Annotated in this window: 8 protein-coding genes (1 of these 8 cut by a window edge); 5 read left to right on the top strand and 3 right to left on the bottom strand. The window is 62.7% G+C overall.

The window, feature by feature from the left end; translation table 11 throughout:
* On the bottom strand, positions 1-375 hold the 5' end (the start) of the coding sequence (msrP, locus tag DQW77_RS04275; RefSeq protein ID WP_113256950.1) for a protein-methionine-sulfoxide reductase catalytic subunit MsrP. Its footprint begins 531 nt before the window's first position; the window shows 375 of its 906 coding nt (coding positions 1-375); the start codon lies at positions 373-375; its stop codon lies beyond the left edge, outside the window.
* A gap of 90 nt (positions 376-465) precedes the next feature.
* Positions 466-1,959 carry an FMN-binding glutamate synthase family protein gene (locus tag DQW77_RS04270; RefSeq protein ID WP_181711192.1) on the bottom strand — a complete coding sequence of 498 codons (1,494 nt, stop codon included), beginning with the start codon at positions 1,957-1,959 and terminating at the stop codon, positions 466-468.
* Positions 1,960-2,247: 288 nt separating this feature from the next.
* Here DQW77_RS04270 and DQW77_RS04265 point away from each other — a divergent pair, with 288 nt between their 5' ends.
* Positions 2,248-2,736 carry a fasciclin domain-containing protein gene (locus DQW77_RS04265; protein ID WP_113256949.1) on the top strand — a complete coding sequence of 163 codons (489 nt, stop codon included), beginning with the start codon at positions 2,248-2,250 and terminating at the stop codon, positions 2,734-2,736.
* A gap of 80 nt (positions 2,737-2,816) precedes the next feature.
* On the opposite strand, the gene clpB is transcribed toward DQW77_RS04265, so the two are convergent.
* Positions 2,817-5,438 carry an ATP-dependent chaperone ClpB gene (clpB, locus tag DQW77_RS04260; protein ID WP_113256948.1) on the bottom strand — a complete coding sequence of 874 codons (2,622 nt, stop codon included), beginning with the start codon at positions 5,436-5,438 and terminating at the stop codon, positions 2,817-2,819.
* A 232-nt stretch (positions 5,439-5,670) separates the two neighbouring features.
* Here clpB and pyrF point away from each other — a divergent pair, with 232 nt between their 5' ends.
* The 4 genes from pyrF to DQW77_RS04240 all read left to right on the top strand — a co-directional run bounded on the left by pyrF (position 5,671) and on the right by DQW77_RS04240 (position 12,896).
* Positions 5,671-6,360, top strand: coding sequence for an orotidine-5'-phosphate decarboxylase (pyrF, locus tag DQW77_RS04255; RefSeq protein ID WP_113256947.1), 690 nt, complete (start codon positions 5,671-5,673; stop codon positions 6,358-6,360).
* Positions 6,361-6,481: 121 nt separating this feature from the next.
* A complete protein-coding gene (locus DQW77_RS04250; protein WP_113256946.1) occupies positions 6,482-7,966 on the top strand; it encodes a PLP-dependent aminotransferase family protein in 1,485 nt (494 codons plus the stop codon).
* A 90-nt stretch (positions 7,967-8,056) separates the two neighbouring features.
* Entirely contained in the window at positions 8,057-9,832 is a 1,776-nt protein-coding gene (gene xsc / locus DQW77_RS04245) for a sulfoacetaldehyde acetyltransferase (protein WP_113256945.1), read from the top strand.
* Between the two features lie 223 nt (positions 9,833-10,055).
* The gene (locus tag DQW77_RS04240) at positions 10,056-12,896 is read left to right on the top strand and encodes a molybdopterin oxidoreductase family protein (protein ID WP_113256944.1); all 2,841 of its coding nucleotides are present in this window, start codon (positions 10,056-10,058) and stop codon (positions 12,894-12,896) included.
* Positions 12,897-12,934 lie beyond the last annotated feature (38 nt).

Here is a 12,934-nt window from a genome sequence, read left to right as displayed (position 1 = left end):
CATTGCCCATCGTTCGACGCAGCGCAGGCGATAGATGCGCTCTTCCACGGTCATCTTCTTCATGATGTCCTCAAAGGCGTAATCGCCCGGGCGCTCGACCATCCCGTCGATTTTCACCGTCCAGGGGCTCGTGGTCAGCATGTGTGCGTACCGGGCAGGGTCGCCCTTGTCGGTGCCGAACTCGTAGTAATTGTTGTAGGTCGTGATCTCTTCCCAGGTGTTGGGCTCAAGCGCTTCAGCCCACGCAGGGCGCCCTGTTGCGGCGGTCAGCGCCATGCCCGCCGCGGCCCCCGCCACGACCTGTCGCCTGTCCAGAAAGACCGGCTCGGGGGTTATGTCGCTTTCCCTCAGATCGTTTCTCCACCTCAAGGCCATGTCCACACTCCGATTGTCGTCATCCTGTCTGCGGATGGTAACCTAGAGTGCGGGCAGCGCCGGAACAGAACAACCCGCCTCGCGCCCGCCTCACGAAGGTGTGGCCGGGTTGTAACTCGGCCTGATCTTGTTCATCGGCACGGATGTTCCGTCACCCTGCACGATCCGGACATGCCGCCGGCGCATCAGGCGCGGTTCGGCCACACCCACGGAATGGGCGATCGTCTCCACCTCCCTGATCACCGACCTGGCATAATGGGCGACCTTTTCGAACTTGTCCTCGACCACCAAGCCCGCCTGAAGGCGCGGATCGTGGGTGGTCACGCCGGTGGGGCAGGTGTTCCGGTTGCACTTGAGTGCCTGTATGCACCCAAGAGAAAACATGAAGCCCCGTGCCGACGTTACGAAATCCGCTCCGGCGCATATCGCCCACGCCACGTCACCGGGATTGACCAGCTTGCCGCTTGCAACGATCCGGATACGCTCCTTGAGGCCATGACGGTCGCGCATGTCCACCATCCTTGGCAGCGCCTCGCGCAGGGGCAGCCCCACAAGATCCATCAGGGGCATGGGCGCAGCGCCGGTGCCACCGTCCCCACCGTCGATGGTGATGAAATCCGGGGCGCTCTCTTCGCCGCGTTCGCGGATCAACTCGAAGAATTCAGCCCAGGCATCCGACGATCCGATCACTGTCTTGAAGCCGGTGGGCTTGCCGGTCACCTCCCGGATATGTGCCATGAAGTCCAGCAATTCACCGTAATCGTTCACTTCCCTGTGGCGGTTGGGCGAGATACTGTCGCAACCACGGGGGATGCCGCGAATCCGCGCCACTTCATCGTCCACCTTGGCGCCGGGCAGGATTCCGCCCTTGCCGGGTTTCGCGCCCTGTGCAAGCTTCAGTTCGAACATCCTGACATGGGGGTTCGCGGCCATCTCCCGCAGCTTTTCATCATCGAGCCTGCCTTCGGCGTCACGGACCCCGTATTTCGCCGTTCCTATCTGGTAGACGATGTCGCATCCCCCCTTGAGGTGATAAGGGCTCAGCCCCCCCTCGCCGGTATTGAGCCATATACCCGCCTTGGCCGCGCCTCGGCTCAGCGCCTCTACGGCAGGCCGCGAAATCGCGCCATAGCTCATGCCCGACACATTGAAGATCGACTTCGCCTTGTATGGTATCGCCGCATGCGGGCCGATCTGCATCGGCGCAGTGGCAGCAAACTGGTCGTCAAGCGGAGGAAAGGCCGCCGGCACGAATATCGGCGTGCCCGGAACGCCCAGATTGCGCGTGGATCCAAAGGCGATCGTATTGCCCTTGCCGCGCGCCGCATGCGCCACCCAGTCACGCTGAGCGCGGTTGAACGGCATCTCCTCGCGGTCCATGGCAAAGAAATACTGCCGGAAGAATTCACCCAGCTTGGTGAAAAGGCCGCGGAATCGCCCGATCACCGGATAATTGCGCCGGATCGCGTCCGCGGACTGCGACTTGTCCAGGACAAAGAGCGCCAGTGCCGCAACCGCCGCCAGCCCAAGGACCAGGACAAAAGCCAGCGCAAGGATCTGCAGGGCGTTCATGGCGTAACTCATCAGACACTCCTTGATAGTGGCCGGACAGGCCTTCAAGGCACAGACTGCCCCCTCCAGACGACCGCCGCAAGCCGACGACGCCCGGGGATGAGGCCGCCTCCGGGTTCACATCATCGTGACTGGAAATGTGCCACCGGCCGGGCTTAGCCCCACGCCCTTTTTCGTCAAATCCTTTTTTCGCCTGCGCCTACTGAACCGGCACGAGCCCCACGGCGTAACCCGAGACACATGCCCAGAAGGGCATTTCGACACTGAAAAGAGTCAATATCCTAGAAACGGAGATTCAAAATGTTTCGCAGAACTTACCTGGGCCTTGCTGCCGCCACGCTGATGACCGGCCTGTCCGGCCCGGCAGCAGCCGACAACCATGACATGGACATCGTGGATATCGCAGCGGGCAACGAAAATTTCTCCACCCTCGTGGCCGCTGTCAAGGCCGCGGACCTCGTGGAAACACTCAAGAGCGACGGACCGTTCACGGTATTCGCCCCCACCGACGATGCATTCGCGGCGTTGCCCAAAGGAACGGTTGCCTCGTTGCTCGAACCGGCGAACAAGGATCAGCTGACGTCGATTCTCACCTATCACGTCGTGCCCGGCAAGGTCATGTCCGGGGATCTCTCCGACGGGATGATGGCGGAAACCGTGCAGGGCGGGTCCGTTACCATCGGCACGATGGCCGGCGTGACGGTCGATGGCGCGAACGTGGTACAGGCCGACATCGAGGCATCCAACGGTGTGATCCACGTGATCGACGCCGTGATCATGCCCGAGTGAGGGCACAGGGATCATCCGCAAAAGGGCCGGGGCGTTCACGCCCCGGCCCGTCTCATTTGTAGACGTGGCGAAGAAACACTTCAGTGAACGACCGCGTCCTCCGGCGGCTGCCGGTTTGAACTGCCCACCCGGTCACCGATGATAAGCCCGTCCGCACCGGCACTCACAGGCACGGTCGCACCGTCCATCAGATCACCCGAAAGAAGCATTTCGGCCAGCGGATCCTGAAGACTGCGCTGGATCACGCGCTTGAGCGGCCTTGCCCCGAACACCGGGTCATAGCCTTCGTCGGCCAGCCACTTGCGCGCCGCCTCGTCAAGTTCCAGCGTGATCTTGCGGCTTGCCAGGCGCTTCGACAAACGCCTGAGCTGGATATCAACGATCCCTGTCATGTCCTCGCGCTGGAGACGGTCGAAGATGATCGTCTCGTCAAGACGGTTGAGGAACTCGGGCCGGAAATGCGACCGCACCGCATCCATCACGTCGCGCTTGGCCTCGCTGGCATCGGCGCCCTCGGGCAACTGGCTCAGCGCCTGGCTGCCGAGGTTGGAGGTAAGCACGATAAGCGTCTGTTTGAAATCCACAGTGCGCCCGTGCCCATCGGTCAAAACACCGTCGTCAAGCACCTGCAACAGCACGTTGAAGACCTCCGGATGCGCCTTTTCGACCTCGTCGAACAGGACCACCTGATAGGGCCGGCGCCGCACCGCCTCCGTCAGGACACCGCCCTCGTCGTAGCCGACGTAACCCGGCGGCGCCCCGATCAGCCGCGCGACCGAGTGTTTCTCCATGAATTCGCTCATGTCGATCCGCACCATCGCGCTGTCATCATCGAACAGGAATTCGGCCACTGCCTTGGTCAACTCGGTCTTGCCCACGCCGGTGGGGCCGAGAAACAGGAACGACCCCAGCGGGCGATTCTCGTCGTTGAGCCCCGCACGCGCCCGACGCACGGCATTGGCCACCGCGGTGACGGCCTTGTGCTGCCCGATGACCCGGCGGTGCAGGTTATCCTCCATGCCCAACAGCTTTTCGCGCTCGCCTTCCAGCATCTTCGCGGTGGGAATACCGGTCCAGCGCTCCACGACCTGAGCGATCTGCTCGGGGCGCACGGCCTCCTCGACCATCACGCCGCCTTCCTCCTCGGCCACCTCGGCCTCGGAAAGCTGTTTCTCGAGCTGCGGAATCACACCGTAGGAAAGCTCCCCGGCGCGGGCCAGGTCACCCTCGCGCTTGGCGTGGTCAAGCTCGATCCGCGCCCGGTCCAGCTGCTCCTTGAGATCGCGGGCCGACGCCAGCTTGTCCCGCTCGGCCTGCCATTGCGCGGTCATCTCGGCGCTGCGCTCCTGCAACTCGGAAAGCTCCTTCTCGAGCTTCTCAAGCCGGTCCTTGGAAGCCGCGTCATCCTCCTTGCGCAGGGCTTCGGCCTCGATCTGCTTCTGGAGGATATCACGGTCCAGCGCGTCCAGTTCCTCGGGCTTGCTGTCCACTTCCATGCGCAGGCGCGATGCCGCCTCGTCCATCAGGTCGATGGCCTTGTCGGGCAGGAAGCGGTCAGTGATGTAACGGTGGCTGAGTGTCGCCGCCGTGACCAGCGCAGAGTCGGAAATGCGCACCCCGTGGTGAAGCTCGTATTTCTCCTTGATACCGCGCAGGATACTCACGGTGTCCTCGACCGTCGGTTCCTCGATCGTGAGCGGCTGGAAACGGCGGGCAAGCGCCGCGTCCTTCTCGACATGCTTGCGATACTCGTCCAGCGTCGTCGCACCGATACAATGCAATTCGCCGCGCGCCAGCGCCGGCTTGATCAGGTTGGCGGCATCCATCGCGCCATCGGTCTTGCCCGCGCCCACCAGCACGTGCATCTCGTCGATGAAGAGGATGATCTCGCCGGCGGCGGCGGTAACCTCGTTGAGAACACCCTTGAGCCGCTCCTCGAACTCGCCGCGGTACTTCGCCCCGGCAATGAGCGCGCCCATGTCGAGTGCCAAGAGCCGCTTGTCGGCCAGGCTCTCGGGCACATCACCATTGACGATGCGCAGGGCCAGGCCCTCCGCAATCGCGGTCTTGCCGACACCGGGTTCACCGATCAGGACGGGGTTGTTCTTGGTCCGGCGGGAAAGCACCTGCATGGCGCGGCGGATCTCGTCGTCGCGCCCGATGATCGGGTCGATCTTGCCTTCCTCGGCCGCCTTGGTCAGGTCATGGGCGTATTTCTCCAGGGCCTCGTAACTATCTTCTGCCGAGGCGCTGTCGGCGGTGCGGCCCTTGCGCAGGTCGTTGATCGCCTCGTTGAGCGACTGCGCCGACACGTTGCCGGCCTCCAGCGCCTCGCGCGCGGGGCTTTTCACCATTGCCAACGCGGTCAGGATGCGTTCCACGGGCACGAAGCTGTCACCGGCCTTCTTGGCCAGCTTCTCCGCCTCGGACAAGACCTTTCCTGTCTGCTGATCCATGTAGGTCTGTCCGGCATCCCCCGAAACCTTGGGGATCTTGCCAAGGCTAAGGTCCAGCGCCTGCACGACGCGCTCGGGCGTGCCACCTGCCTTGCGGATCAGGTTTGCGGCCAGTCCCTCGCCATCGTCCATCAATGCTTTCAGAATGTGTTCGGGTGCCAGTTTCTGATGGCTCTCCCGCATGGCGATCGTCTGTGCCGACTGTATGAAACCGCGCGACCGCTCGGTGAACTTCTCGAAGTCCATCCCGTATCTCCTTTTTTTCAAGCGTTACCCCGCTGGCGCACCCTGCTCAGGCATGCCCCGGTCGGGAACCTCAAGTGACAAATGGGCAACACCCGACTGCCGTTCAAGGCCCGCCAGAGAAATTTCGGCGGCCACCCGAACGCGGCACCCGATTCAACGCCCGCAAACAGCTTGACGGGCAAAGGGTCAACCGCAACAAGAACGCGAAACCCGAAGGCAGGAGCCATACAAGATGTCCGATGACCGCCTTATTGTCGCCCTCGACCTGCCGAACGCACTGGAAGGGCTGCAGCTGACGGCAAGGCTGGGTGATGCCGTCTCGTTCTACAAGATCGGGCTGGGGATGCTCACCGGGGGGGGATTGGCGCTGGCCAACGAGCTCAAGCAAGAGCACGGAAAACGCGTATTTCTTGACATGAAGCTCTTCGACATATCCGCAACGGTGGAAGCGGCAGTGCGCGGGCTGGCCGGTTTCGATCTCGACTTTCTTACCGTGCATGGCGATCCACATGTGGTACGCGCCGCCCGCGAAGGTGCCTCGGGCAGCAATACCCGCATTCTCGCCGTCACCATCCTGACCTCCCTCGACCGCGCCGATCTGGATGCGGGGCTCATGCGCGAGGGGGACATCCCCGATCTGGTTGCCGAACGCGCCGCCCGTGCATTCGAAGCCGGGGCCGACGGTGTCATCGCCTCTCCACGGGAAGCAGCGATGATCCGCGCCCTTCCCGAGGCCGAAGGTCGCGTCATCGTCACCCCCGGCGTGCGGCCCGAGGGCAGCGACGCCGGCGATCAGAAACGGATCGCGACCCCGGCCCGGGCCCTCGCGTCAGGGGCCGATCATATCGTCGTCGGTCGCCCGGTCCGGGACGCCACGGATCCCGCCGCCGCCGCCCGCGCGATCCTTGCCGGGATCGTCTGAAAAGGGTGGAGTTGAAGATTCTTCGAAAGCCGTGGACACGATTGCACGGAGTGACCAAGACGGCTTGCGCCCGCGATCAGACCAGATTGCACCGCGGATAAGTCCACCCTAGACTGCCCGGATGGCGATTTCCGTTGAAACCTTCTTTCTTGCCCCGGGCGCCGAGGGCACACTACAATCGCAAATCCAGCAGATGATTGCCGAAGGCATCCTTTCGGGGAGGTTCCGCAAAGGCGAAAAACTTCCCTCGTCACGCCGGCTGGCCGCGCATCTGGGTGTGAGCCGCATCACCGTCACCCTCGCCTATACCGAGCTCCTGGCCAGTGATTACCTCGAATCCCGGAACAGGTCCGGATACTATGTCTCTGAAAACGCTCCGGAACCACCCGACTTTCCACCACGCCACCCGCGCCGGGACATGATCGACTGGTCTCGCGCCCTGGGACAGCGTTTTACCGGGGGGGCGACCCTCGACAAGCCGCAAGACTGGTATTCCTACCGCTATCCCTTCATCTACGGGCAAACCGATCCGCGCCTTTTCGATCATGCCAACTGGCGCCAATGCGCATTGCAGGCCCTGGGTCAGAAGGATTTTCAGGCGCTGACCACGGATTATCACGATCAGGACGACCCGCGGCTGGTGGAATTCATCCTGCGACACACCCTGCCGCGCCGCGGCATCCTTGCCGAACCCTCCGAAATTCTTGTCACGATGGGAGCGCAGAATGCGCTTTGGCTGACCGCCCAGGTTCTTTTGACCCAGCGGCGCACGGCCGCGATCGAGGATCCCTGCTTTCCCGCGCTGCGTGACATACTCACGCAATCGCGTTGCCACGTGGCCCCGGTGCCGGTGGACCGGGACGGCCTGCCGCCCGAGGCATTGCCCGCGCAGGCCGATGTGATCTTCACCACACCCAGCCACCAGTGCCCGACCAATGCGACCATGCCGCTCGCCCGCCGTCAGGCCCTGCTGACGCGCGCCCGCGAGATCGACGCATTGATTGTCGAGGATGATTACGAGTTCGAGATGGCCTTTCTCTCGACGCCGTCGCCAGCCCTGAAATCACTCGATCAGGACGGGCGTGTCATCTACGCCGGCAGCTTCTCCAAGTCTATCTTTCCCGGACTCAGGCTTGGATATCTCGTCGGTCCCAAACCATTCATCCGCGAGGCAAGGGCCTTGCGCGCCAGTGTTCTGCGTCACCCGCCCGGCCATGTACAGCGCACGGCCGCCTATTTCCTGAGTCTCGGCCACTACGACAGCCTGATCCGTCGCATGGGCACGGTCTTCGCGCGGCGCCGCAATGTGATGGAGATGGCGCTGGCCGCGCAAGGACTTACCGTTGCGGGGCGCGGGGCGCACGGCGGTTCATCCATCTGGATGCGCGCCCCCGAAGGCGTCGATACCAGGGCGCTGGAATCCGTTTTGCGTGCCAAAAGCGTGCTGATCGAACCCGGACACCCATTCTTTCATGGCGACGCGCCACCGAAGAGCTACTACCGCCTCGCCTACTCTTCGATCGCGAGCGCCCGCATTCCGGAAGGGGTGACGTTGATCGCCAGGTCAATTGCCGCACAGGGCAGTCTGGTACCATCCGGCCAGTGAAACTGGCCCTATCCCGGGCGCGCCCGCCCACGTAGTTTCCACCCGTCGGCCCGGCGCCTATCGCCCCGGCCTTTCCGCAGGAGCATTCCCATGAAGATGACCACCGAAGAAGCCTTTGTCAAAACCTTGCAAATGCATGGAATCCAACATGCTTTCGGAATCATAGGATCGGCCATGATGCCGATCTCGGACATCTTCGAACCCGCCGGCATCACTTTCTGGGACTGTGCGCATGAAGGATCCGGTGGAATGATGGCCGACGGGTTTACACGTGCCTCCGGCAAGATGTCGATGATGATCGCCCAGAACGGCCCCGGCATCACCAATTTCGTAACCGCGGTGAAGACCGCCTACTGGAATCACACGCCTCTGCTGCTGGTCACGCCGCAGGCCGCCAACAAGACCATCGGCCAGGGTGGATTCCAGGAAGTGGAACAAATGAAACTCTTCGAGGACATGGTCGCCTATCAGGAAGAGGTCCGCGATCCGACACGTATCGCCGAAGTTCTCAACCGCGTGATCCTTCAGGCACATCGAGCCTCCGCGCCCGCACAGATCAACATACCACGCGATTTCTGGACCCGGGTCATTGACATCGAGTTGCCGCAGATCGTCGCGTTCGAACGCCCGTCCGGCGGCGAGGAGGCTCTCGACCGCGCCGCCGATCTGTTGAGCAACGCAAAATTCCCGGTGATCCTGAATGGCGCCGGCGTGGTGCTTTCAGAGGGCATAGATGCCTCGCGCGCACTTGCCGAACGTCTCGATGCGCCCGTCTGCGTGGGATATCAGCACAATGACGCCTTTCCCGGCTCGCATCCGCTTTTCGCCGGCCCATTGGGCTATAACGGATCAAAGGCAGGGATGGAATTGATTGCGGACGCCGATGTGGTCCTGTGCCTGGGCACGCGGCTCAACCCGTTCTCGACCCTCCCGGGGTATGGCATGGACTATTGGCCAGCAGACGCAAAGATCATCCAGGTCGATATAAACGCCGATCGGATTGGCCTGACCAAGGCTGTCAGTGTCGGTATCGTTGGTGACGCTCGCAAAGTCGCGTCCGCGCTCCAGGAAAAGCTCTCGGACAATGCGGGCGATGAGGGCCGTGAAGCCCGAAAGGCCAGGATTGCACAGACGAAATCCGCCTGGGCCCAGGAGCTCTCTTCGATGGACCACGAAGAGGACGATCCCGGCACGACCTGGAACCAACGGGCGCGGGCAGCCAGGCCCGACTGGATGAGCCCCCGGATGGCATGGCGCGCGATTCAGAGCGCCCTGCCGAAAGAGGCGATCATTTCTTCCGACATCGGCAACAACTGCGCCATAGGCAACGCCTATCCTTCCTTCGAAGCGGGCCGCAAATATCTTGCCCCCGGTCTTTTCGGTCCTTGCGGTTACGGCCTGCCGGCTATCGTCGGGGCAAAGATCGGATGCCCGGACGTGCCGGTTGTCGGCTTCGCGGGCGACGGTGCCTTTGGCATCGCGGTCACCGAACTTACGGCGATCGGCCGGCCCGAATGGCCCGCTGTCACGCATATCGTTTTCCGCAACTACCAATGGGGCGCGGAAAAGCGTAACTCGACCCTCTGGTTCGATGACAATTTCGTCGGCACCGAACTGGCCGAGAGCGTGTCCTATGCCGGGATCGCGCGGGCCTGCGGCCTCCAGGGTGTCGTGGCGCGCACGATGGAAGATCTCACGGCAGCCCTCCGTCAGGCGATCACCGACCAGATGGAACACGGGAAAACCACGCTGATCGAGGCCATGATCAATCAGGAACTTGGCGAACCATTCCGCCGCGACGCCATGAAGAAACCGGTTCAGGTGGCCGGAATCAACTCTGCCGACATGCGTGCGCAACCCCTTTGAAAGGCGCGTGAACCCATCGCCGGCCGACAGGCGCTGCGGGGGGTGCGGGCAACCCTGCACCACAGCATGCGTGGCCATCAGGAATTCCAGTGCCGTAAGGGAAAAAACTCTGCGAATTCGGATTTTCCGGGACAATTGTTCGGCAAACCCGAAGCATTCAGAAAAGTGTCGCGAGGCCGGAAAATTCTGCCTAACGTGAGCGCCGAAAGCATGAAGGATCACGATGACTCGCCATCAGCCCGAACTCGACACGTCCCCGCAAGTCTCGGACGAGGTGCGCAAGACGACGTGCTACATGTGCGCCTGCCGCTGCGGCATAGACGTGCACATGAAGGAGGGCAAGGTCGCCTATATCGAGGGCAACCGCGACCATCCTGTGAATCGGGGCGTACTCTGCGCCAAGGGCTCGGCGGGAATCATGCAGCACAACGCACCGTCGCGCCTGCGCGCGCCGCTCAAGCGTGTGGGCCCCCGCGGATCAGGCGAGTTCCAGGAGATCGGCTGGGATGAGGCACTGGAGATCGCGACCGGCTGGCTCGCCCCGATCCGAAAGGAGGCCCCGGAGAAACTGGCCTTCTTTACCGGGAGGGACCAGTCCCAGAGCTTCACCAGCTTCTGGGCACAGAATTTCGGCACGCCGAATTACGCCGCTCATGGCGGTTTCTGTTCGGTCAACATGGCAGCGGCGGGCATCTACACGATCGGCGGGGCGTTCTGGGAGTTCGGACAACCCGACTGGGAACGCACGAAGCTGTTCATGATCTTCGGCGTCGCAGAGGACCACGACAGCAACCCGATCAAGATGGGGCTCGGCCGCCTCAAGGAACGCGGCGTGCCCGTGATCGGTGTCAACCCGATCCGCACCGGTTACAACGCGATCGCCGATGACTGGATCGGGATCACCCCCGGAACGGACGGGCTGTTCATCCTGTCGCTCGTCCATGAACTGTTGAGGGCGGGCCGGATCGATCTCGACTACCTCTCGCGTTATACCAACGCGCCGGTTCTGGTGAATGGCGACACGTCGTCGTCCGAACACGGGTTGCTGCTTCGGGACGAGCATGGAAAATCCCTGGTGATCGACCGTACCACCGGCAGGCCGACCCCCTTTGATCAGCCCGGGGTACGCCCCGACCTGCATGCCACCTATCGCCATGCAGGCGTGACACACAGGCCGGTGTTGCACCTGCTGGCCGAACGTTACCTTGATCCGCAATACGCGCCCGAGGCGGTCGCCGAAAAATGCGGCATAAAAGCAGACAAGATCCGCCGTATCGCCGCCGAACTGGCGCGTGTCGCTTTCGAAGAGGAAATCACGCTTGACCGTGAATGGACCGATTTCCGCGGCGAAACCCACAGCACCATGACGGGCCGCCCGGTCAGTTTCCATGCCATGCGCGGAATCTCCGCCCATTCCAACGGATTCCAGACCTGCAGGGCCCTGCACATGCTCCAGATCCTGCTCGGCTCGGTCGAGGTGCCCGGCGGCTTCCGCTTCAAGCCCCCTTATCCCAAACCGGTTCACGCTCATCCGACCCCCCATTGCCATTCCCGGCCCGACTGCCCCCTTGACGGCCCCCACCTGGGTTTTCCGCGCGGGCCGGAAGACCTCGCGCTCAAGGAAGACGGCAGTCCGGCACGCATCGACAAGGCGTTCACCTGGGAAAACCCGATGTCGGCGCACGGGCTGATGCACATGGTCATCTCCAATGCCCATGCGGGTGATCCCTACAAGATCGACACGCTTTTCATGTACATGGCCAACATGTCGTGGAATTCCTCCATGAACACGCGCGGCGTGATGGAGATGCTGACCGACACCGATGAGAATGGCGGGTATGTCATCCCGCGGATTATCTATTCGGATGCCTACAGTTCGGAAATGGTGGCCTATGCCGACCTGGTGCTGCCGGACACCACATACCTGGAACGGCATGACTGCATCTCGCTTCTGGATCGCCCGATTTCCGAGGCCGATGCGGCGGCAGACGCGATTCGCTGGCCTGTTGTGGAGCCGGAGCGCCCCGGTCACCACGGCGTGCGCGGATTTCAGTCGGTGCTTTGCGATCTGGGCGCCCGCCTGGGCTTGCCCGGCTTCGTCAACGAAGACGGCACTGCCACCTACGAAGATTACGCCGATTACATCACCAACCACCAACGCAAACCGGGCATCGGCCCGCTTGCCGGCTGGCGCACCGGAAAGGCTGGGCTTACACACGGGCGCGGCGCCCCCAACGCGGCACAGCTGAAAACCTACATCGAGAATGGCGGCTTCTTCGTCTCGCACATTCCCGAAAACGCGGCCTACATGAAACCCTGGAACATGGCCTATCAGGACTGGGCGGTGGGGCTCGGGCTGTTCGAGGCCCCTCAACCCTATATCTTCGATCTCTACGCCGAACCCTTGCGCCGTTTCCAGCTCGCCGCTGAAGGCCACGGCGCGCGCCAGCCGCCCGATCATCTGCGCGACCGGATAAAAACCTCGCTGGATCCGCTGCCGATCTGGTATCCGCCACTCGAGGACAACGCCACCGATACCGGGGAATATCCCGTCCACGCCCTGACCCAGCGACCGATGGCCATGTACCATTCCTGGGGCACGCAAAATGCCTGGCTGCGACAGATCCACGGGGCAAACCCGCTCTATCTGCCCACCAGGATCTGGGAGAAGCATGGTTTCGCCGAAGGGGATTGGGCCCGCGTGACCTCGCCACATGGCGAAATCACGGTGCCGGTCGCGCACATGGCGGCCCTGAATGAAAACACCGTCTGGACATGGAACGCCATTGGCAAGCGCAAGGGCGCCTGGGCTCTCGCCCGGGATGCGCCCGAAGCCACCAAGGGGTTCCTGCTCAACCACCTCATCCATGAACTGCTGCCCGAACGTGGCGACGGCCTTCGCTGGTCCAACTCGGACCCCGTCACCGGTCAGGCCGCCTGGTTCGACCTTCGGGTCAAGCTCGAGAAATCATCACCACCTGGCGAGGCAAGGCCCGGCTTCGCCCCGGTCACCTCGCCCGTCGGCACGGGCCCGGAACATCTTGCTTGGAAGGTAGGCGAATGACCCAGTTTCTTCTGGCCGAAAATATCCCGGGGGAGGCC

Origin of the sequence: Roseovarius sp. TE539 (genome assembly GCF_003298505.1) — a bacterium.
Lineage (GTDB): Bacteria > Pseudomonadota > Alphaproteobacteria > Rhodobacterales > Rhodobacteraceae > Roseovarius.
This window is presented reverse-complemented; position numbering and strand designations above follow the sequence as displayed.